Source organism: Proteiniphilum sp. LBM24028, assembly GCF_056629195.1.
On sequence record NZ_CM152817.1, the window covers coordinates 3,625,973 to 3,648,613 of the forward strand.

General features: G+C 46.0%; 19 protein-coding genes. 4 read left to right on the top strand and 15 right to left on the bottom strand.

Annotated elements, in window-relative coordinates; all coding sequences use genetic code 11:
• Positions 1-10: 10 nt before the first annotated feature.
• From AC1HCU_RS14450 to AC1HCU_RS14505, 12 genes are read right to left on the bottom strand one after another with little or no spacing between them, the layout of a single operon-like run.
• On the bottom strand, positions 11-2,740 hold the full coding sequence (locus tag AC1HCU_RS14450) for a hypothetical protein (RefSeq protein WP_480367057.1): 2,730 nt from the start codon (positions 2,738-2,740) through the stop codon (positions 11-13).
• Complete coding sequence (locus tag AC1HCU_RS14455) at positions 2,728-5,925, bottom strand: hypothetical protein (protein ID WP_480367059.1); 3,198 nt, start codon at positions 5,923-5,925, stop codon at positions 2,728-2,730. The genes AC1HCU_RS14450 and AC1HCU_RS14455 overlap by 13 nt, the downstream gene beginning before the upstream one ends.
• An 11-nt stretch (positions 5,926-5,936) precedes the next feature.
• Positions 5,937-6,344 (bottom strand): GPW/gp25 family protein, encoded by a 408-nt coding sequence (locus AC1HCU_RS14460; RefSeq protein ID WP_480367061.1) that lies wholly within the window; start codon positions 6,342-6,344, stop codon positions 5,937-5,939.
• Positions 6,345-6,348: 4 nt separating this feature from the next.
• Positions 6,349-6,642 (bottom strand): PAAR domain-containing protein, encoded by a 294-nt coding sequence (locus tag AC1HCU_RS14465; RefSeq protein ID WP_480367063.1) that lies wholly within the window; start codon positions 6,640-6,642, stop codon positions 6,349-6,351.
• Between the two features lie 3 nt (positions 6,643-6,645).
• Complete coding sequence (gene vgrG / locus AC1HCU_RS14470; protein WP_321721972.1) at positions 6,646-8,385, bottom strand: type VI secretion system tip protein VgrG; 1,740 nt, start codon at positions 8,383-8,385, stop codon at positions 6,646-6,648.
• A gap of 2 nt (positions 8,386-8,387) precedes the next feature.
• The gene (locus AC1HCU_RS14475; RefSeq protein WP_480367065.1) at positions 8,388-9,104 is read right to left on the bottom strand and encodes a CIS tube protein; all 717 of its coding nucleotides are present in this window, start codon (positions 9,102-9,104) and stop codon (positions 8,388-8,390) included.
• Between the two features lies 1 nt (position 9,105).
• On the bottom strand, positions 9,106-9,267 hold the full coding sequence (locus AC1HCU_RS14480; RefSeq protein WP_480367067.1) for a DUF5908 family protein: 162 nt from the start codon (positions 9,265-9,267) through the stop codon (positions 9,106-9,108).
• A 1-nt stretch (position 9,268) separates the two neighbouring features.
• The gene (locus AC1HCU_RS14485; RefSeq protein WP_480367069.1) at positions 9,269-9,700 is read right to left on the bottom strand and encodes a phage tail protein; all 432 of its coding nucleotides are present in this window, start codon (positions 9,698-9,700) and stop codon (positions 9,269-9,271) included.
• Between the two features lie 2 nt (positions 9,701-9,702).
• Positions 9,703-10,137, bottom strand: a complete 435-nt coding sequence (locus AC1HCU_RS14490) for a phage tail protein (RefSeq protein ID WP_480367071.1) — start codon at positions 10,135-10,137, stop codon at positions 9,703-9,705.
• A gap of 36 nt (positions 10,138-10,173) precedes the next feature.
• On the bottom strand, positions 10,174-12,093 hold the full coding sequence (locus tag AC1HCU_RS14495) for a phage tail sheath C-terminal domain-containing protein (protein WP_321721971.1): 1,920 nt from the start codon (positions 12,091-12,093) through the stop codon (positions 10,174-10,176).
• A gap of 19 nt (positions 12,094-12,112) precedes the next feature.
• Positions 12,113-12,988 carry a hypothetical protein gene (locus AC1HCU_RS14500; RefSeq protein WP_480367073.1) on the bottom strand — a complete coding sequence of 292 codons (876 nt, stop codon included), beginning with the start codon at positions 12,986-12,988 and terminating at the stop codon, positions 12,113-12,115.
• Between the two features lie 5 nt (positions 12,989-12,993).
• On the bottom strand, positions 12,994-13,587 hold the full coding sequence (locus tag AC1HCU_RS14505; protein WP_321721970.1) for a Pvc16 family protein: 594 nt from the start codon (positions 13,585-13,587) through the stop codon (positions 12,994-12,996).
• Between the two features lie 192 nt (positions 13,588-13,779).
• On the opposite strand from AC1HCU_RS14505, the gene AC1HCU_RS14510 reads away from it, so the two are divergent.
• Both AC1HCU_RS14510 and AC1HCU_RS14515 read left to right on the top strand, forming a co-directional pair.
• A complete protein-coding gene (locus AC1HCU_RS14510) occupies positions 13,780-14,355 on the top strand; it encodes a Maf-like protein (protein WP_480367076.1) in 576 nt (191 codons plus the stop codon).
• A 77-nt stretch (positions 14,356-14,432) separates the two neighbouring features.
• A complete protein-coding gene (locus AC1HCU_RS14515) occupies positions 14,433-15,818 on the top strand; it encodes an aspartate kinase (protein WP_480367078.1) in 1,386 nt (461 codons plus the stop codon).
• A gap of 29 nt (positions 15,819-15,847) precedes the next feature.
• On the opposite strand, the gene hflX is transcribed toward AC1HCU_RS14515, so the two are convergent.
• From hflX to mnmA, 3 genes are read right to left on the bottom strand one after another with little or no spacing between them, the layout of a single operon-like run.
• Positions 15,848-17,080: a GTPase HflX gene (gene hflX / locus AC1HCU_RS14520; protein ID WP_480367080.1), complete on the bottom strand. Its 1,233-nt coding sequence runs from the start codon at positions 17,078-17,080 to the stop codon at positions 15,848-15,850.
• A 54-nt stretch (positions 17,081-17,134) separates the two neighbouring features.
• On the bottom strand, positions 17,135-17,635 hold the full coding sequence (locus AC1HCU_RS14525; RefSeq protein ID WP_480367082.1) for an outer membrane beta-barrel protein: 501 nt from the start codon (positions 17,633-17,635) through the stop codon (positions 17,135-17,137).
• Positions 17,636-17,658: 23 nt separating this feature from the next.
• The gene (gene mnmA / locus AC1HCU_RS14530; protein WP_480367084.1) at positions 17,659-18,723 is read right to left on the bottom strand and encodes a tRNA 2-thiouridine(34) synthase MnmA; all 1,065 of its coding nucleotides are present in this window, start codon (positions 18,721-18,723) and stop codon (positions 17,659-17,661) included.
• Positions 18,724-18,979: 256 nt separating this feature from the next.
• Here mnmA and recJ point away from each other — a divergent pair, with 256 nt between their 5' ends.
• Both recJ and AC1HCU_RS14540 read left to right on the top strand, forming a co-directional pair.
• Positions 18,980-20,695: a single-stranded-DNA-specific exonuclease RecJ gene (recJ, locus tag AC1HCU_RS14535; protein ID WP_480367085.1), complete on the top strand. Its 1,716-nt coding sequence runs from the start codon at positions 18,980-18,982 to the stop codon at positions 20,693-20,695.
• 15 nt (positions 20,696-20,710) lie between these two features.
• Positions 20,711-22,627 (top strand): RecQ family ATP-dependent DNA helicase, encoded by a 1,917-nt coding sequence (locus AC1HCU_RS14540; protein ID WP_480367088.1) that lies wholly within the window; start codon positions 20,711-20,713, stop codon positions 22,625-22,627.
• The last annotated feature ends 14 nt before the right edge of the window (positions 22,628-22,641 follow it).

Here is a 22,641-nt window from a genome sequence, read left to right on the forward strand (position 1 = left end):
AGCTTATGTATTAAATATTTCCTATGTTGGTACGGCCAAGGATAATCTTGCCTTCCAGTATTTCATTTTCCTCATTGCAATCGATCAGTCTACCTGTGGGATAAACAGAACTTAATTCATTCAATACTTTATTTAGTTCTTTTAATTTCTCTTTATCCTGTTTCTGTCCCAGATTAGTTTTTGCCAGAAGGAATGCTTTGTACGCCTTTTCCAGCCGGAGCATATCATTGTCTTCATCGGGAACCTGCCCCTCACGGTAACCTACCCAGCAAATACGGGCCAGCACGTGAGCAGGTAGCTCTTTGCGGATAAGTTCTGCAAGGAAATTTCGAAAATCGATGTTGGCAAAGCGGTATGTCCACCCGGGCAAGACCACGGTAACCCTGAAAGAATAAGGATCAATGGGGTGACACCCCCTACAGTCGTCGTCGCAGATCGTCATAAACTGATCCTGTGATACTGTTTCGGTTGTTACGTCGGGGCGTAACAGGATATGTTCGATCAAGAACATACCTTCTTCACTGAACATGTCCGTCATGAATGCGATAAGTGCAAGAATGGCTTCCTTGATTTCCTCTTCTGTTTCGTGGTAAGTATACTGTCGGGCAATCACCCTGTCGGGTCCATCAGGATCGGCTTCCCTGTCAAGCACATTGAAGGAATATTTACCGGTAGCTGAAATCTGTATTTCAAAATTTCCCACTACCGTTTCGTCGGCGATTTCACTTTCAAATGCTGTATCGATTGACCCGGAAGAAGTCGTCACTATTTTCACCATGGCATGATAAACTTCGTCCCGGGCTTCCTGTGGTGTGTGATAATTTTCGGTAGCCGACAGAATAATGTTACCTCCCGTGTCAAAAATTCGCCAGCGGTACACGGTGATACCGTCAGCATCGACAAGATCATAAATCTCAATCAATGATCCCGACAGATCTCTCCGTGAATAATCTCTGATACCGGCAAGACGGGCAATTCGTTTTTGCACACCCGCCACATTTTCTGTGTCCCATAGATCCTCTGCAGGTTGCCGATAATAATTGAATGCACTACCCCGCCCCCGGCTGGTTACATCGTAGTCTTTCAAAAAGCCTTGTTTCGACTGAAGGATTGCCATGTCGGCATAATCGGCATACAGTTGTTTCATCAGGAAGGCATAGTCGGTGAACTTCTCGGCAAAACGGGCCACAAGATGATCGAGGATCTTATTTTTACGCTGCACATCGTTGTCCAGATCACCAAGCAGCTTATGGGTCAGTTGTTCCGGATCGCCTGCGGGATAATCTGCCACCAGTTCCTCAAAATCCTTGATATCCTGTACCGCCTGAGTGAAGTATGTCTTCTTCAATCGTTGATCGACAGAGAGAAGATCTTTCACCTTTCCGAGGTGTGCAAAATAAGTGGCCAGCACCTGATCGAAAAAAAGCAGATAGGCTTTCAGCTGTTTTGCCTGTGATTTCCTGGCGGTGGGTACCTGTGGCGGTAACCCGTTGCGCCCGATACCATAAGTGTCCGGGAAGTCGTTCTGGATGGTCGTCGTCTCATTTGTGTTGGCATAAACTCCCTGCGGCACCTCAATCTCCATTCCCACCTTGGCACTTTTCTGTGCTTCTCTTTCCTCTTTTTTTATTGTATCGAGGTAATGCTCCACTTTCTTTTTGTTTACGTTCACCGGTAAAACGTTCTTAAAGTAGCTGTAAGCACTATCTGAACAACGTACCGGCTTCTTGCCCGGCTCCACGCAAATTATCCATTCACCCGCATCGTCATCCGGGTTATTACAGTCTTTGATCGAAATATCCTTTATGATTTTTACACCATCCACCGCCATGATTAACTGTATCAGATCGGACAGTCGTACTTCGGTACGAAGGACAGCTGACTCCAGTTCCCCTGAGTCGATGAATCCGTTTTCCAACAGGGGACCTTCGAATATCTCTTCGGAACCATACCCTTTCTCCATCATCTGCTTCAAAGAGTAAAACCTGAGCGAAGGGGAAAAATAGTGATCAATGGCGTGGATTACCTTGGCATGCACCAGTTCCTCGTTGGCTTCTGCCTCCAGTTCAATGCTTGTGCAAACGGCTACGGGGTGAATTCCCACTTCCTGAATATTAATCAGGTCTTCGCACAAGTTGCGATTGGAGTGGAACCGGAGTCTGATCTCTTTTTTTATACGCTCTTTCTCAACTTCCTGCAGCATTTCTGTTGGAAATTCATCTGTGTCCAGATCATCGAAATCAACAATTATGGTATACAACCCCTTCAGATCGAACTGCTTTTTATCGTCTGGATGAACGGCTTCGAAATCCCTCACATTGTACGACAGTTTACTGTTTTTACAGTCTACCCAGATGGTTTTAGGGTATGTTTTCAACCAGCAGTTTTTAACACCCTCAATATCGATGAACAATTTTCGGTAATCAGCCTCACTTACGGGTTTGGTGGTTAAAATATGTGATGCTGTGAAAAACTGCTCATTGATTTTCGGAGTGGTGTTATCTTTCGGGGTCAGCAGATTCTCGATGGGCATTTCGATGCGCGCTGCGAGATCGGTCAGCGCATAACTCAGCATTTCGAGCAGGGTGATACCCGGGTCGTGCACATTGTAGTCGTTCCAGACATTGCGGGCCAGTTGCTCAACATACTCTATCCCTTTTTTACGCAGGAAATCATAATCGAGATCGTCTCCGGTGGTGACCTCTTTCCTTATCGGGTGATATTTTTTCAGCTCTGACATGTTTCTTTGGTTTCTGTTTGTACTGTGCAACTTTTGATGTCGGTATCAATTTTGTGCTGTCTGGCCGATACAAGGATGGCCCTCGGACTTTCGGGTGACACACTTTTGATATTTGTTTTCCCATCCTTTTGCAGTTTTACCTCTGCTACATAATCCACATATCCCAGCTTTTCAATCCAATTGATTACCGTGCTCCGGTGCAGGGTAGCACCAAACCTTATTTCGGCGGTTCGCTCAAAGGCCCAGGGCGACAACAGACGTGTAATATCTTCATTCAGTTGCTTCTTGTAGAAACTTTCGTCATATCCATCGTGAAACTTCACTTTCAGCGATACCGTTACTTCTTCATAGTCAGGATTCCGCACTATGGCATTTACATGAAAAGAATTGAACTGATTGATAGTCTGCTGCACCTTATTCAGTAAAGCCCTGCTTACCCGTGGCTGGTAAATGTCAAATACATTTTTGTTTACAATGTCCGGGATTACGATCAGCAACAGATCGCCCGGTGACAAAAAAGAGTTTTCGGAGGTATGGTTCAGGCATTTCACTTTGTGTATTTCGGGAAATTGCTGTAACACGATATGTTCGTAATCCCAGAGAGTGATGGCCCGGTTTTTATGTCTTAGACGTTCACTTACCCGCCGGTAATAGTGGGCATCTGTCTCCCGGGAGGTGCCGCCGAAAGAGCTGAAAGGCTGAGAAACTCCCTTCACCGTGGAGATCCGTTGCACGAGTTTTGAAATGTTCCCCGCTTCCAGTCCCTTTTCGAGATGTGACAATTCATTTCCGTTGTCTGTAAAGTGTGCCTGAATAGCCTGGGCATAAATGGCAATGGCTTTACAAACCGCGTCGTAATTCTTATGGATTCTGGCTTTTACCCATACTAGTCCCCCGGGAAGCCGCATACCATTGCTGTTTGTTCCTTTGGGAATGGAAAACCGGACAATACCCGATTTCAGGAAATTATCGGTCTGGTTGATGATCATATACGCTGAATCCAATGATTTCCATTCATTGTTAAATAATACCGACCACTCTATTTTCTGTTTTCCAGTGAATGCATCGGCCTCCGGGTTCTCACTTCCTTCCAGCACCTGTACCAATAAGGAAACCTGCTGCTGAGGCAGTACATTTTCCAAACCGATATAAAGTTCCCCGCCCTTGCAATAGGTAGGCACGGAATAGATTTTTTTATCGGCTCCGCTCAGAAAGGAGAGTTGATTTTTCAGAAACGGATGTTCTTCCGACTGCCCAAAGGGATGTTCATGAAACAACTGAACGGTGTTATTCCTATACTCCTGCTCATTTGCTGTCAGGTTGAAAGTCGCTGTAGCAGTATAATTCAGCCGGATGGTTTCCACCAGGGGAGTGTAGGGTTCGTTGGGAATCAATGCTGTTTTCTCCTCACTGGCCAGGGCAAGCGCGTAAATTCGCGGAAAAAGTTCATGATAGAACGACTGTTCGAGCGACAGGCGGGCAGGACCGTTCTTCCCGGTTTCATAACCTGCATTTGTCACGGTAAAACGGGTGGCAAAACCATCTCCGTCGGGCGTAAAAAGCGTTAACCTGCCGGGTAAGGTCATCCATTCCTCTTTGTGTCTGATCTCAATCAATGCCTTGAAATAACTGTCGTCAGTGACAATTAAATTATTGGGATTTTTATTGACAACTTTGAAAGTTTTTTCCAGCGACGGGTTGATCTCCTGTTTTTCCAGCTGAATTTCGGCTGCGACCCTGTCAGAAAGGAAAATTCCGTCGAGATAAACTGATGAACTGGCCTGATACAGGTAATCGGTACGGTAAGCAAAATACAAATCGACAAAGGCATCGTAACTTCCAAGCTTCCCGGGCGTATTTTTCCAGTCTATTTCCACGTCAAAGGTTTCCCACTCCTTCCTGAAGAGTTCGGAGCAGCCGATATAAAAATTAGATCCCTTCACCGGTTTGGTTCCGAACGGGAAAAATGGTTTGGAAGCATTCAGTATACCGATATCATTTTCCAGTTCAAGACCTTCTACTTTTCGTACATCCACATCGATGGTGATTGCTTTCACCTCTTTCTCGGCCAGCCGGCGGTAAAGGGTGTGACCATCTTCATTCTCTGTCCGAAACAACACCCTGCACACTGGCAGGCCGACAGTAAAATTTTCGCCATGTATTGCCTTTTGATAACCTGCCACCGGTTTTTCCTCCTTCGGAATCTGAAAGGCGAGTGTCATTTTTTTTGTTGTCACATCAAGTCCCGATGTATAAATAATGCTTCCTCCCTCTTCGCTGAGCTGCGGTAGAACGGTAAACGGACCAAGCCATCCTTTCTCACCACTGCACCATATCTCCACATTTTCTGTCAGCATGGTTACAGGGAAAGAAACGGGTGAACTGATAAACTCAATGGTCATCCTGACATTACGCTCCCCCTCTTTCATCGCTAAAACATCGGATGCCAGGGCAAAGCCAACTTTTGCGTCGGGTAGTTCAGGATAACCGGACGCGTTATAATGACCAAAAGGCCACCATTTTATATTGTCATCTGGAAAATCTCCGCCGACGCCATCGAATGAAGCTGCTTTCTCGGATGCCTTTATTTTACTGTTGATATGGTCGTTATATACATTTTTCAGCTGGGCAACTCTGATCTGGTTGGCGATCAATTCGCCGTCCGTCTTATAGATACGTTTTTGTCCTTTGTCATCCTTGCCTCCGTCAAGCTGTGTATCATTACCTATCTGTGTAGCCACACAGTTTTTGGCCAGTTCGAATAGTACATGTACCTTATCGGGGGTGGGGGGCAGCTTTTCAATTTGGAGGATATGTTGATAATAAAAATCCAGATGCCTGCTGGTAAGTCTATTGAACCGGCTTTTACTGAATTCGAGCAACCTGATGAAGGCAATGTAAAGCGCCAGGTGTGGCTTGATGCCACCTCCTTCTCCCACACTTTGAAGGAATGTTTCGATATCTTCGTCTTTTTGAAAGAATTCCTGCCAGTCCCCCGCGGGTTCGGTATCGTCATGGGTGCCAAAATAATTCAAATGTGCTGCAAAACGGTATGCAAACTGCATCCATTCTTTCAGGCTGAATTCGTTCAACTCTACCGAATCGGGATTCAGAGCCTCAATAAACCTCTCCTGTTGGTCGGTCCCTTCACGCGTCAGTATTATTTCCTTGCCGCAGTTAGTCATATTTATTCAGGTTATAATTCGTTACCCTCTTCTTTGTAAAAAGGATACACCATATTCATTCTTGAGTTGGTTACACGTATGGTATAATCAATACGGATGAGTAAAACTCCATAAAACTCGTCGGTTTGGTCAATTTCTATTTTATTTACGTCGATACGTGGCTCATAATAAAGAATGGCCGTTCGGATCAAATCGACCACATACGTTTCTATGGTCAGATTGAGAGGGCTAAACAGTAACTCATCGAGGTTACAGCCATATCCCGGAACCATCACCCGTTCACCCGGTCTTGTAGATAACAATATATGCAGGCTGCTTCGTATGTCCTCTTCGTCTTCGAGCATTTTCACCGCCTTTGACTCCCTGTTGAATTCTGGGGGGAAACTCCAGCCCCTGCCGAGAAACGATTGATTTTCCATATTTTTAGTCTCCTATTAATACTGTTGGGTCACCGGCTACTACGGTACCTCCGTGCGCCATCGTATCGCCCATGCGTGCTGCAGGCATTCCGCCAATCAATACGGTGGCCGATCCTACGGCGATGGAATCGGGTGGCCCACTGCAGAGAGCCATGTCGCCCACCCGTGCAGCCGGCATTCCACCGATCAGTACCGAGGGGTCACCGGGTGGCAAGACAGGCCCGCCCACATGGGGTACAGTACCCGTTACCATAGGGCAGGTGTGCATATCGGTTATTCGTGCTGCAGGTTTTCCCATTTTTTAATTTATTTGAACCAGTGAACCTTTCAATACTGCTACTGCGCTTGTGGAAATTTCCGCGCCGGCTGAGCCTTCGGCCTTAAACTGTGTATTGGCTTTTGCCGATATGTTCATTCCTTCGATACGAATGTCTCCGGTGGCTTTTAGAATGATGTCTTTGGAACTGTCGAGGGTTATTCCGTCCGAATCGATCACCACCTTGTTGCCCTTCTCGTCTTCGAAATGAATGACTCCCGCATCGTCATCGAGTGTCATCTTCTTCCCGCCGGGTGTTTCCAGCGAAACTGACTTCTTCCCGTCATTGAAAATAAATCTTATATTGCTGCGGGTGATAAAGCCTTTTTCGTGGTTCTCGTCCGATGCCGTCAGTGGTGCCGGTTTGGCGCTGCTGTTCATCATGCCCAGTACCACGGCGTCATTCGGGTTATCGTTGATAAACCCCACAATCACTTCGTCGCCGATCTCGGGCCTGAAAAAGGAGCCCCGGTTTTCGCCGGCATCCAGCGTGGCTACCCTGGCCCATATCCCCTGTCCCTGGTTATCCACAACGGGAAATCGCACCAGTATACGGTCTTCGCCCTCCGGATCCGATTCCAGTTGTGTGACGATACCTACTTGCAGTCCATGTACAGCGGCTGTAAGTCCGGCTGCCGGAAGATCATTGATGTCGGCTGTTTCGATAAACCATTTTGGACTGATTCCAAACTGGGCATCTGTCGTCCAGTTCCCCTCTGCGATCTGATGGCGGACTGCGGAGATAAAAACATTGCCGTTGAACCGGTTGCCTACCCCTTCCAGCTTTATCATGGTACCCGGTTTCACAGCCGGAAGGCCCTGGAATTTTAGTCTTCCCCTTGTTTTTGCCATCTGGTTAAACAGAGCTTTGGAGTCTGCCCATAGTTGCAACGAGGCGTTGTTGGAGCTCCCGTTTTTCAATGCCAGGTTTTCTAAACCAATTACCTGCGCCAAGTCGCCGGGCGTAATATTTCCGTTCAGTGAAACACCCGGATCGTTGGCTTCGGCTTCCAGCAATTCCTGTCCGGAAGCATTCCATGCGTAGGTAGTCACCTTTGAATACTGATGCCGTGCATCTATTTCGGCGTCGAAGTCGAGCATGGTGGCACCGTAAGTCACCGTTTCCACGGGCTGCTGTCCTGTATCCGGTTTTTTCACTAGAATCTTTCCGTCGTCTACCACGCAGATCATACCGTTTGCCTGTGCCCGTGTTATACAGAAATCCCAGTCGGACACATTGTACTGTACCAGTTCTTTGTGTGTCACATTTATTGGCTCAATATCCTTCTCCAGTCCGTAATTACTGATAATTTCCTCCATCATTTCACTGTCGGAACTTTCATAAAAGTATCTGCTTTTTCTGCCTGCAGTGAGTTTTACAGCCTTGTCTTTACATGTTACGATCAAAAAAGACCTGTCTGACCGGATCTTCAGTTTGTGGCCCATCACGATTCCTTTAAAGATGGTCTCTTCATCGGAATGGTAACCTGCCTTGATTTCGATCTCTTTACCCGGCACAAACAGATCCTGGTTACTTATGACAAAGTCCCGTGACGCCGGGTCTCCGTCGCGTAAGAGGATGCTGGCGCAGGAGATCCGATTGATTTCCTTTTCCACATCCACACTGAGTACATGAAATGATCGCGGCAACGTTTCACCTGAAACCAGAACCTCGAAAGTGATCAGGTCGGCCGATTGCGATGTATGGATGACTCGTTCGGGCATAATCAGGATGTTTTTTCGATGGGTGGAAAATAGATTACCTGGCCCACGCTTAATTTTCGAAAGTTTGTAATGCGGTTCACTCTGGCTACCTCAAGGTAATATTTCGAGTCGCCATAGATGCGGAAGGTCATAAGTGGCAGTGTGTCACCTTCTTTCACCTCCCTGATGTGGGTGAGATCTGGAGAACTGTTATTTTCCTTTGCCACGCGGAGATTGTCTTCCACAAAACCTTTAAATTTGGTGCGCGCCGTGGCACGGAGTGGTGTTCCGTTGGGCTTGAACAGCTTGAAGGTAATCTCCATTTCCGACAGTGTTCCTTTGAAAAGCAGTGTACCCCATGAAATAATCAGGTAATTTGGTTTGTGTTTCTCACCGTTGTACTCGAAAATCACCCTTTTAAACTGTTCAATATCGTCAATAATCCCGTTGCCTTCATCGCGGAACACATTGTCATCGGCCGTTCCGGGTTTGCCATAGTCGACGATAACACCGGTACGGTCAAAAACAAATTCCAGTTCCAGGTTTGCGGGTGGTGCCTTGTTGAAGCGTGGTGCTGCTGCACTCGTCCCCGGTGCCTGATCCTCGTTTTGTTCAATTTTGTAGTTGAACTTGTATTGTTCAGGATTCAGTAACGTTTTAAATTCTCCATCGGCCACTTTCTCCGTGAACTTTTCGTCTTTATATGCTTTGATACGTAGTTTTATAAGTTCTCCGGTCATGTCATCTTTCCTCTTTTTTTGCAAGGATCTCCATCACCTGTTCTACACAGGCTGCAATGATCTGATCCTTCTCATTTTGTGTTGTCTCCCCTGCGACACCTGCGGCAGGAGTACTTTCATCCACATTGATACGAATGTGCAGTTCCTTTATCTCTATCGGCATGTTATTTCACATTGAAATAGTGATATGTCAGTTCTATGGTTTCTATGGCTATCTTACTCTCTTCTGCGTTGAAATCGGTCATGTTCCATTTCACAGGCCAGGCATGTACCACATTCCAGGTTGCCAGGGGCTGGTGCTCTTCGTTGAGCAGACTGATGGTCAGGTCGGCAGGACGGATATCGAAATTTTCCACCGCGTCCCTGCACCATTTTATCAACTCCGAATCTACGAGTAATCCCCGTTTTAGCACCAGGTTCGGGTATTTCGTCCGCACCGGGAGTTTGTGCTTAAACCTGTTTTCACCCCCTTCGGCAATCTCTTCCGTGTCCATGTCGACTGTCAGGCCTGAAACGGACTGGAATTGAAATTCACCCTTGATATGTGCAATTTCAACCTTAAAATGAAATCCCAGGGGAGGATAATAGTTGGCCATGTTTACTCATTTTGAATGCTGAGCCCTTCATGTACCAACTCCATTGATTCGATGGCCACTTCGTTTCCGTCAGCCTTCAAATCAGTAGATTGAACTTTGGTAGGCCAGGCATTTTTCACTTTCCAGGTGACCACCGGTTCATGCTCTTCATTGAGCAGGCTGATAGTGATGTCTCTTCGCTCTATCGTATTCAGCTGTACGGTGTTCCACCAGTTGAAATACTCATTGTCACTTTTAAATGTTCCACGTTTGAGGGTGATGTTGCTATATTTTTGCATACCGGGCATTTTCAGTTTTGAATATTCACGGCTTGCACCGTCGCGGTATTCCACCACTTCAGATTCTACATCCAGTCCTGAAACTTCGGTAAAACCTATTTTTGTACCGCCCCATTCTACCTGGAAATGGAACTTAACCAAAGGATACGTTGTTGCCATAATGTATTTGTTTTATTTTTTTAATCATCTGATTGTTTATGATTCCTGCATTTTGTGGGAGAATTTAAGGATGATAAATTCAGCCGGCCGGACAACGGCCATTCCTATTTCCACATGCATGTAGCCGTTCAGGATATCCTGGGCGGTCATTGTCTGTCCCAGCCCAACCCGCACATAAAATGCATGTTCCTGTTTGGCGCCGGCTAACGCGCCGGCTCTCCACTGCAGGACCAGGAAATTTTCGATCATTGCACGCACCTTGACCCAGGTATTGGCATCATTGGGTTCAAAAACAAACTGCGCCGTTGCTTTTTTTACTGACTCTTCCACCATATTGAAGAAACGACGGACCGGGATATATCTCCATTCATTGTCGTTACCTGCAAGGGTGCGGGCACCCCAGACCAGTGTCCCTTTTCCGGTAAAGGAGCGAATGGCATTCACCGATTTTCCGGCCTCCGTATCTATATTCATGCTTTCCTGATCTTCATGTGTTACGTGTACTGCCGGACCTTTTACGGCGGTAATACTCACATTGGCGGGAGCTTTCCATACCCCGCGGTTTTCATCCGTCATGGCATAAATACCCACGACAGCTCCGCTTGGCGGCAACACGACACCGTGGGCCCTGATGGCATCGACAATACCCCTGTAAACACCATCCACTTCGCGCAACGTCTCCGTGCGATTTACCCTCGAAGCAGCCAGCTCGTTGTAAAAATCGGCAATCAGTTTTTTCAGCTTATTGTTTAATGCAGTAAAATAAGGAGCAGCATTGACTGCTGTGGCAGTTGCCGTGAATATATTGTTCCGGCCGGTTGTGGGTGTCATGAATGTCAGCGGGCTGAAATCGACGTTAAAATCATCAGAGATCAGTGGACTATCCCATCCTGGCGAGGGTGCATCACTGTTTGCCGCCTGACTGAAATGGTTGTAATCATACAACATGGTCAGAAGACCGTGGAGATTGGTATTTTCAGCCACAAATTTTGCATGGATGCCGGCAGCCGAATTCTTATCGCTGACGTCGCTGTCCGTCAATGTGAGATGAAAGAAAGTTTTGAAGAAGGCATACATGCCGTTGGCAAAAGTAGCCAATGCAGCCCGGTTATTTATTGTTCCCGGTATAGGAGCTGTCAGAGCCGATCGTGCAGCAATATCGTTACTGATCTTTTCAATACTTCCTATCAGGCTGCTGTTAAAGAACGCTTTGATATCTGCAACGGCAGTACCCTCTTTTGTATAGGTGCCCCCGGTGACAGTCCCATAATCAACAATGAAGGGCAATGTGGTCCGGATCCATGGATAGTAGGCGGCACCGTATTTCAGGAAGTTCATTCCTGTATTGTTCCGGAAATCAGTCACGGGATCGTTCGTGGGCGTGATCTCCGTGTCGCCTGCCACTATGTCGAGCACGGCAAAACGATCCTGCAGTTTGTTACATTGGGCCAGCATGGCCGCATGTACTTCTCCGGCTTCGGCTGCCGATAAATGCACTACCTCGGGGATCACGAGGAGGGTAGGCAGATCTTCCTTCTCGAGCGAGGTCAGGCCATTGAGCAGTTCCTGTTTGTCTATGTCAGAGGCCACGGTATTGTGATTCCCTACAGAAACAATAAAACAGTCGCCTCCGCCATTGGCATAAAACATCCTCACCGAATCATAAAGCAGGTTCACGCCGTTCACCCTGGCTTTTTTTACCGTGTCGTCGGAATTAAGTTCAATTTCGACCGTTGTTGGTTGTGGGGCGCCACCGAAGAAAAACTCGTACTCGGGCAGCGAACCAATTCTGATTGGTTTGATGATTCCCTCCGTATGATAATCCACGCCTTCCACTACTGCCTTATCAGTGTAACCGACAAAGGCGGGGATGGCTGTCTCTACTTGCGCTACAGAAGGTGGAAACTTGGATATTTCCTCAATGTAGACACCGGGTGTTTTGTAAGCTGTTGCCATAATTTATTGAATTTTAATGTTACATATAGATTTCTGAAAATATTTTTGTGGTTGACGGTTCCGGTTTAATTAACGAAGCGTTCGGATTGGGTAATTCAGCTTTATTTAATTTCAATGAAATGAAACCGTACCTGGTAAGCGGATGTACTTTTTTTGTTATCAGGATTTTAGCATTTCCGTTCTCCCTGATTACATCATCTACCGGTTTTACGGATTGGGCTGTATTGAAAATGTATCGCCAGAAAGTACTGCGGTTCCTGAATGTAAGTTCAAATGTTTTTGAGGAAACGGTAATTTTCCCCTGTGCGTCGGTAATATGAAGGTTTATTTTATCGCCTTTCATGAAGATGCGGATGATACCAAAACAGTTGCTCTTACCCCTGGATCCCGTATTTTTTATTTCATTCTTTATTCCCTCCTCCGAAAGAATAAATTTTTCATCTACAGGATGATTCATGTCTGATTTATCCAGCATGGGGAAGCTATCCGGTTCCGTAGCAGGCTTTCGGTTCGATAAATAAAACAATTTCCCCGCCTCTTCAAGAGCAAGCTCGGTATAGTTATAAAAGAAAGGGTCTTTTATCAGAATAAGAAAGGTGAGAAATAAGTTATCGTCCAGCGAAATAAAAGGACTGTTGTTTCCTTCGGGCTTGATTTTCGACCATACTGCAAATCCCTTGTGGCTCATCTTCATGAGCAGGCCGTGACCATTTAACTTGGTTATGGTATCGTCAGAGGGAATAATATCAAATATCGACCTGAAATCATATGCCTTCAGCTGGCGTGACTGTTCCGCTTCGTTCATGGAGTCATATTTTACCACCCCTTTGTCAAGAAAGAAGTGATGGAGGATATTTATCCCGAACAGCTCCTTATATTGTATTGAAAAGGTCATAATGCTCAATAATAATTGTTCAGAGTACCTCCGATATGTGTAATGAATTCCGATTCTGAGAGTTTCTTGTCACGCTCGATCTGAATAAGCTGTACTTTATAAATTACAGAAGGCATCTGGCGTCCTCCCAAAGTGCCCCATATATTGTTTAGTTCTTCAAAAGAAGGTGAATAGATTTCAAGAATAAACCGAAAGTCGTCCAGAATTTCAAATGCCACATTATCTCTGTTATATACTGTATTTGAAGAGGTAAATACTTTTTTCCCCTGAAAGAACTCAATTACTTTTGAAATGCTGATGAGTGAAGTATCATAGTTTTTGAAGTTTGCGGCAATCAATAAATACAAATTGAGATGAACAGGTGGATTTCGGTATTCTGTCTTATTCTCGTTGACTTTTACATGTGGACTGTTCTTTAATGTTGACTCCTCCTCCAACCTCAGCAGTGTAATAATCAGTTTCTCGGTCAGGCTGGACTCGTCAACCTTCCCGCTTTCCCAAAGCGAGATATTTTGAAGTTCTGTTGTCCTGCTCAGGCCAATATCCTTGAAATAGCTGTCGAGCTGTTCTTTTATTATGTGCATTGATTCGTACAGCATAGGCGCATTTTTATGGACGAAGATAAAAATTGCATGTAAAAAGTGTTAGGATTATTCTTGCATCTATTTGTTCAAATATTGCATTAACATTTTTCCGATTTGTACTATTCTTGCATTTCGATATCCTATTTCATTGACTAAAAGCGAATAAAAAAATAAAAAGATTACACAAAATATTTATCTTTGCGTACTATGAAAATGACAGATTTCCGGATTATCCTTGCCTCAAACTCACCACGACGCAGAGAATTGCTTTCGGGTATCGATGTGAAATATGAGGTGCGCACGTTGCCCGATATAGATGAATCCTTTCCCGCATCACTGCCTCATGAGGAGGTAGCCGAGTTTCTTGCTTGTAAAAAAGCGGAGGCCTATCTGCCTGCACTCAAAGAGGATGAACTGCTGATTACGGCAGACACTATTGTTGTATTGGATGGGATGATTCTAGGTAAGCCACATAATAAGCCTGAAGCTATAGATATGTTGCGTAACCTTGCCGGAAAGCGGCATCGGGTAATTACCGGTGTTTGTCTGACCACATCGCACAGGCAACAGCGGTTTTCTGACGTCGCTTACGTCACCTTCAGCACGTTGAGCAATGAAGAGATCAGCTATTACGTATCCCGCTACGATCCCATGGATAAGGCTGGTGCCTATGGCGTGCAGGAATGGATAGGCTACGTGGCGGTGGAGAAGATAGAGGGTTCTTACTTTAACGTGATGGGACTGCCTATTCAAAAGGTTTATCAAGCGTTGAAACAGTTTTGAGATCAGAATAAATCATTTATCTTTGCGTCTTCGCTACTCATGTTTAAAATTTGAACAATTAAAATCCCGTTTATCATATGCTTACAGTAGAGAAAATAGGTGGCACCTCAATGTCCCAGTTTCAGGAAGTCTTAAATAATATCATCATCGGAGATCGAAAAGGCGACGAGTTGTATAACCGCATCTTTGTGGTTTCGGCCTATAACAATGTGACCAACTGGCTACTGGAGCATAAGAAAACGGGTGAGCCGGGGATATACAATAAGTTTCTTAATGGAGAGGATTACAGCAGTGCGCTGGATTCCTTCTGTCAACGGCTGCTACTGATCAATGACGGCTTTGCTGATTACGGCCTGGATCTGAAAGAGGCACGAGACTTTATCCGGTTCCGGGTAGATCAGGCCAAGACGGTACTTTATAGTCTCGGCAAAGTCCTGGCTTCGGGTTACGTGAACCGCACCGACATCCATCTCGCTGCACGTGAGATACTGGCTTCCATCGGCGAGGCGCACTCGGGCTGGAATTCAACCAATATATTGAATAACAATGGAGTGAATGCCCGTTTTGTAGATCTGTGCGGATTTAATGACAACGAGCCGCTTACCATTGATGAACGGATCCACAAGGAATTTGAAGGAATCGATTACAGTAAGGTGCTCTGTATTGCCACCGGTTATACCAAGGGTACGGAAGGAATTATGCGGGCCTTTGACCGGGGATATAGCGAGGTTACCTTCAGCAAGATTGCGGTGGAAGTGAAAGCCGCGGAGGCAGTCATTCACAAGGAATATCACCTGTCGAGTGCCGACCCGAAAATCGTGGGAGTGGAGAACAGTGTTCCCGTGGGACATACCAATTATATCATTGCCGATCAGTTGGCCGATATCGGCATGGAGGCGATACACCCCAAGGCTGCCAAACCCTTGGAGCTTGCCGGTATCGATATTCGTATCAAAAATACGTTCGAACCTGCACATCCCGGAACCCTGATATCACGTGATTATATCTCACCGGAAGCGCGTGTGGAGATTGTCTCCGGATCACGGAAGGTGATTGCCATTGAGGTGCATGACCCCATGATGGTGGGTGAAGTGGGCTTCGACGGGCGCATTATGCAGTATTTCGTGAAGTATGGTGTGAGCTATATTCTTAAATCCACCAACGCTAACTCCATCACCATGGTGGTCTGGGATAACGAGAAAAGTAACGAGTTGATCAAGGTGCTGAACGAAGTGTTTTATCAGGTGACCGCCGAGCCAATGGCCATTGTCTGTGTCATGGGTACGAACATTGCGCTCCCCGGGTTTCTCTATAAGGCGGCACAGGCGCTTTTTGAGAAAAACATCAACATTGCAAGCTTTGCCCAATCGCTGATGCAGGTAAACATGCAGTTTGTAATTAAGCGTGAGAACTATGAAGATGCGGTCATCGCGCTGAATGAGAAGCTTTGCCGGATAAGCTGATGCCTTATCGGCTGCTTGATGTTTGAGTCTCAATCCTCCTCTTCCTCATATTCCTGATAAAGGAAATCATTATAGGGAAAACGGGTGATGTGAATCTCTTTTACCCTGTCGTAAAGAAGTTGTTTCAGGGTATCTATATTTTCTTTCTCTCTGGCAGAAATGAAAATGGTCTCTTTGTTGTTCAAATTGTTCAGCCAGGTCTGCCTGAGCTCCTCCAGCGTGTAATTTTCCCGCCTTCTGGGGGTGAGGTCATCCGTATCTTTTACTACATGTGTAAAGGCATCAATTTTATTAAAAACAATGATAACCGGCTTCTCTGTGTTGTCGATTTCATAAAGGGTTTTTTCCACCACCTCTATCTGTTCCCTGAATGCAGGATGGGAGATATCCACCACATGCAGGAGGATGTCCGCTTCGCGTACCTCGTCGAGGGTCGATTTGAAGGATTCAATAAGGTGCGTGGGCAGCTTTCTGATGAAACCCACTGTATCGGTCAGCAGGAACGGGAGGTTTTGAATGGTCATTTTGCGTACCGTGGTGTCGAGGGTCGCGAACAGTTTGTTTTCCGCAAATACGTCGCTTTTGCTGAGGAGGGTCATCAGGGTAGATTTACCTACGTTGGTGTATCCCACCAAGGCCACACGCACCAGCTTTCCGCGGTTCTTGCGTTGTACGGTTTTCTGTTTGTCGATATCTTTTAACTCCTGCTTCAGGCGGGAAATCTTATCGAGTATGATTCTGCGGTCTGTCTCCAGCTGCGTTTCGCCCGGCCCTCGCATGATGGTTCCACCGCCACCGCGTTGCCGCTCAAGGTGTGTCCACATCCGAGTGAGCCTGGGAAGCAGGTACTGGTATTGCGCCAGCTCCACCTGTGCCTTGGCATGGGCTGTTTGTGCACGCATGGCGAAAATATCGAGAATCAGGCTGGTGCGGTCCATGATTCTTATATTGAGTTCCTTTTCAATGTTGCGCAGTTGTTTTGCCGACAGCTCATCATCGAAAATAACCACACCGGCTTCGTTTTCCTCCTCCTTTACATAAGCCTCAATCTCTTCCAGCTTTCCCTTACCCACAAAGGTGACCGGGTTGGGTATGTCGAGGCGCTGTATAAAACGTTTTCCGGGTACAAGACCCGCAGTCTCGGCCAGAAATGCCAGTTCGTCGAGGTACTCGTTTACCTTTTCCTCGTTCTGGTCAGGGGTTATTAAACCGACCAGAACGGCGGTTTCATTTTTTATTTCGTTGGTAATAAAATCTTTCATTTTTCTGAAATTTAGAGACAAGATACAACATGCAATGGATAGGATTCAGAGGTCTTAGAGCCAGAAACCGAATCCGGCCATAAAAACAATCTGGGAATAATCTTTGATGAACTGGTATTTCAACTCGAAATTTGCCCGTATCCGGTAGCTTATGTCGTGTTGATAACCGAGGCCAAGGTTGATACCCGGACGATGTTTTACCCACTCCTCCCCGGCCGGTTCACCTGTTTCCCCTACGCTATACTTCCAGTTGGAATAATGAATCCCTGCTAACGGATAAAGCGAGGCAGTCACTGATACCGGGATCACATAGTGAGCATCTGCTTCAGCCATCCACATACCTGTGTCCCTGAATTTGGGGAAGTAAGTGAAAGAGGGTACAAACCGCACATTGTTCGTATGGTAATAATGCAGATGCATTCCCACCCCCGGACGGTTGATTTCAGCCCCATATCCGGCATGAATGCCCATGCCGAAGGTTCCTTCAAACTGTGCGGACACTTTTGAAAGTGATATCATTCCGAAGACTACACACACAAGAAACATTTTTTTCATAAGTGATCGCATTTTAAACAAATTCAGATTATCATTCCGCTACCCAGGCAGAGATGGCTCTCCTTGTCGTATACGACACCGAACTGACCGGCAGCAATACCCTGTATGGGTTCATAAGAGCGAATGCGATACATGTCCCCGATTCTGGATATTTTACCTTTGGTGAATTCGGGCGTATGACGGATCTTGAAAGTGATCTCCTTTTCATCGTCAAATTCACCCCAGAGGTCCTTTGTTATGAAATCGAATCCCTGCAGGTCGATGACTTCGCCATATTGATGTTTTGTATCGTATCCCCTGGAAACGTAAACAATGTTACGGTTCACATCCTTTTTGATCACAAACCAGGGACCACCGCTCAGACCCAGTCCCTTGCGCTGGCCAATGGTATGAAACCAGAATCCCTGATGTTTCCCCAGTATATTTCCTGTCTCCAGTTCAACGATCAATCCTTCCTTCTTTCCAAGATAGCGTTCAATAAAATCGTTGTAATTTACCTTGCCCAGGAAGCATATTCCCTGGCTGTCTTTGCGCTGTGCTGACGGCAGTTTCTCCCGGGATGCGATGGAGCGTACTTCCGATTTTAGCAGGTTCCCAATGGGGAACATCAACTTTGAGGCCTGCAAATAACTGATCTGTCCCAGAAAGTAGGTCTGATCCTTCACCTTGTCTTTTGCAGTGGAAAGCCAGGTAAGACCGTCCAGGGCGGTGGTGGTGGCATAATGCCCCGTGGCAATTTTATCGAACTCGTGACCCCACTTCTGTTCAAAGACGCCAAATTTAATCAGTTTGTTGCACATCATATCGGGATTGGGAGTCAATCCACGTTTCACCGACTCAATGGTATATTTTACCACGCTGTTCCAATACTCTTCATGTAGGGAGACAACCTCGAAGCGACAGCCATATTTTTTGGCAATATAAGTCACGATCTCGATATCTTCCTCCGAAGGACAGTCGATGTAGCCATCCTTGTCCTCCATACCTATCTTGATATAGTAAATTACCGGATCATGACCCATCTCTTTTAGCTGGTGTACCACTACCGAGCTGTCCACTCCCCCGGAAACCAATGCTGCGATCTCCATTTTTCCGTTGATTTTAAGACGCAAAGTTACAAATAAGATTTGAAAATGTCCGTGCCTGAACTGCAATGGCTAAAATTGATTATTTATGAATTAAATTCCGGAAATCAGAAAAAATAATGTTACCTTTACAACTTCGGAGTGGTGTATGGATAAGCCACTACCGGGATTCCGCACGCTCTTCCCGTATCCCGGAGAGTTGTTGCCTATCCCGAAGCTGATTCGGGATCTTAGAGAGAAAAGAAAAAAAACGATATAAATGACTTACAGATGGAATTATTCAACCCTATCAACCGACCAAAAAATTATCAAAGATGAATTAGCGAAAGAATTAAACTTACATCCCGTCCTTGTTGAGCTGCTCGTGAACAAAGGTATGGAGACAGCCGAGGAAGCGACACGGTTTCTCTATCCCAGACTTGAAGATTTGCATGATCCTTTTCTCTTACCCGACATGGATAAGGCCATTCGACGGATTGAGAAGGCGCTGGGCAATAAAGAACGAATCCTTGTTTACGGGGATTACGATGTGGATGGTACTACAGCGGTAGCGTTGGTGTATAAATTCTTTCGGGGGATTACCAATAATATTGATTATTATATTCCTGACCGGTATGATGAAGGGTATGGCATTTCGTTTCAGGGAATCGATTATGCTGTGAATACGGGCGTGAAGCTCATAGTCTCTCTCGATTGTGGCATCAAAGCGGTAAGTAAGGTCGCTTATGCCAAAGATAAAGGCATTGATTTCATCATTTGTGACCATCATATGCCAGATGACAGGCTGCCCGATGCTGTGGCAGTTGTAGATGCAAAAAGAACCGATTCGGTATACCCTTACGAGGAACTTTCCGGTTGCGGTGTTGGCTTCAAGCTGGTGCAGGCTTTCTCCCTGCGTAATGATTATCCCTTTTCTGACATTGAGCCGCTTCTCGATCTGGTGGCGGTAAGTATTGCTTCCGATATCGTTCCCCTCACTGGGGAAAACCGTATCATGACCTATTACGGCTTGAAGCAGCTTAATTCAAATCCCAGCTTCGGCTTACGGGGTATTATTGAGATTTGCGGACTACACAGAAAGCAGATTACAGTCAACGACATTGTCTTTAAGATTGGACCCCGCATCAATGCCTCGGGCAGGATGATGAATGGAAAAGAGGCTGTAGACCTTATGTTGGCAAATGACATGACAACAGCACGGGAGAAAAGCAAGAATATAGACAAGTACAACGAAGATCGCCGCGAGCTGGATAAAAAAATCACCGAGGAAGCGGTTGAATATATCGATAACCATGTAGACATAAAACATCAGAAGAGTATAGTTCTCTATGATAAAACATGGCATAAAGGTATTGTGGGTATTGTGGCCTCGCGTCTTACGGAAAAGTATTACCGTCCGGCAGTAGTACTCACCAAATCAAATAGTATGATCTCGGGTTCGGCGAGGTCGGTGCCCGGTTTTGATGTGTATAAGGCCATTGAGTCGTGCCGCGACATTCTGGAGAATTTTGGTGGCCATACTTATGCCGCGGGATTGACATTGCGCGAGGAGCACCTCAATGAGTTTGTCGACCGTTTTAATACGATCTCTTTCGACGGTATAGAGCCGGGAATGATGCTCCCTCAGATTACTGTCGATGCAGAGATTACACTTTCGCAAATCACGCCTTCTTTCATCGAAGGGCTTGCATTGTTTAATCCCTTTGGCCCCGAAAATGAGAATCCTGTTTTTCTGACCAAAGATGTCTATGATACTGGTGGCAGCAAGCTTGTGGGCAAGGGATTCCGGCATATCAAGCTTGAGATGACAGACCGGACCACGGATGAACCTATGCCCGGCATAGCCTTTAGTCAGCACGATTTCTATCAGCGGATCAAGTCGGGTCTGCCGGTAGACATCTGTTATACCATTGAGGAGAATACTCACGGTAGCAAATCGTTTACCCAGTTGATGGTCAAGGATATAAGGGGGTAGCCAAAACACTTGCCTATGCAAACGGAGTTGTTTCACCAGATACTGCACGACTATTGGGGTTATTCCTCTTTCCGGCCGTTGCAGGAACAAATCATCCAATCGGTCTGGGAAGGAAGGGACACCTTGGGCCTGATGCCAACGGGTGGGGGCAAGTCGCTCACTTTCCAGGTTCCGGTTATGGGTATGAAGGGGATTTGCCTGGTGGTGACACCGCTTATTTCGCTGATGAAAGATCAGGTGGACAATCTTCGGGAGAAGGGAATAAAAGCAGCAGCAGTCTACTCCGGCATGTCGCGCGAAGAGATCATCACCACACTTGAGAATTGTATCTTCGGTGACTATAAGTTTTTGTACGTCTCTCCTGAGCGCCTCTCCTCCGATATATTTATCAGCAAGTTGCAGGCCATGGAGGTGTGTCTGCTTGTGGTAGACGAATCCCACTGCATTTCTCAATGGGGTTATGATTTTCGTCCCTCCTATCTGAAGATTTCCGGAATACGTCGCCTTCTGGAAGGTGTTCCCCTGCTTGCACTTACCGCCACAGCCACACGGGAGGTTGTGGATGATATCCAGGAAAAGCTGCTCTTCAAAGAGAAAAATGTTTTCCGTAAAAGCTTTGCAAGACATAATCTTTCTTATGTGGTTCGAAAAGCCGACAACAAGCTGGGTGAGCTTATTCATATCCTTCAAACCGTGCCGGGTACCTCCATTGTTTATGTACGTAACAGAAAACAAACCAGGGAGATTGCCATCTCACTCAAAAAGGCAGGGATTACAGCCGACTTTTTTCACGCAGGCCTGTCTCACGAGGAGAAGATTTATAAGCAGAATGCCTGGAAGCTCAACGATTGTCGTGTGATTGTGGCGACCAATGCCTTTGGGATGGGTATCGATAAGCCCGATGTACGGACAGTCATTCATATGGATCTGCCCAATTCGCCTGAAGAGTATTTCCAGGAAGCCGGACGTGCCGGACGTGACGGTGAACGTTCCTACACGATCATTCTCTATACTGCTTCCGACAGTGGAAAACTGAAGAAAAGGATCACTGATTCCTTCCCGGATCGGGACTTTATCCTGCGTGTATATGAGGCACTGGGGAATTACTACCAGGTGGCTGTAGGATCGGGATATAATGATGTCTACGATTTCAGTCTCCACGAGTTTTGTGTTCCTTTCAAGCTTCCTTTCCTTCAAACACACCATGCATTGAAGATACTGGAGCTGGCAGGGTACATTGAATATACAGAGGAGATTGACCTGCGGTCCAGAATAAGGTTCCTGATTTACCGCGATGAAATGTATTCCCTCCGTCTCGATAAGGATGCAGATGAGCTGCTACATACTATTTTAAGAAATTATACCGGTGTTTTCTCCGATGATGTTTACATTGACGAGTCAATGCTCGCCACGAGGACGGGAAGGAGTAGGAAAGAGGTCACGGAGACGCTTGTTGCACTGTCCCGCATGCATTATATTCGTTATATCCCGCAAAAGAAAACACCTTTTATCGTGTTTACCACTTCACGCGAGGAAACACAATTTGTCTCCATCTCCCGTGCAGTATATGAGGAACGAAAAAAACGCTTTGAAAAACGGATTTATTCCATGATCGGTTACGTGGAGGAGGAAGCGGTGTGCCGCAGCAGGATGTTGCTGATTTATTTTGGTGAGAAGAACCCGGAAGACTGTGGCATATGTGATGTCTGTCTGAAGAAGAATGAGACAGGCTTGTCGAATTATGAATTTAAGCGGATCAGGGAGCAGGCCGAAGCGTTATTATCCGATGGACAGGTACGCAGAATAAACGACCTTGTAGATTCGATCAAAAATGAAAATGCCGAAAAAGTGATCCGTGTTATTCGTTTCCTGATTGATACGGAAGAGTTGATTCTGGAAGATGATCGGGTGTCGGCAAAAAAAAGCTATTAAGCTGAAGTATGCCT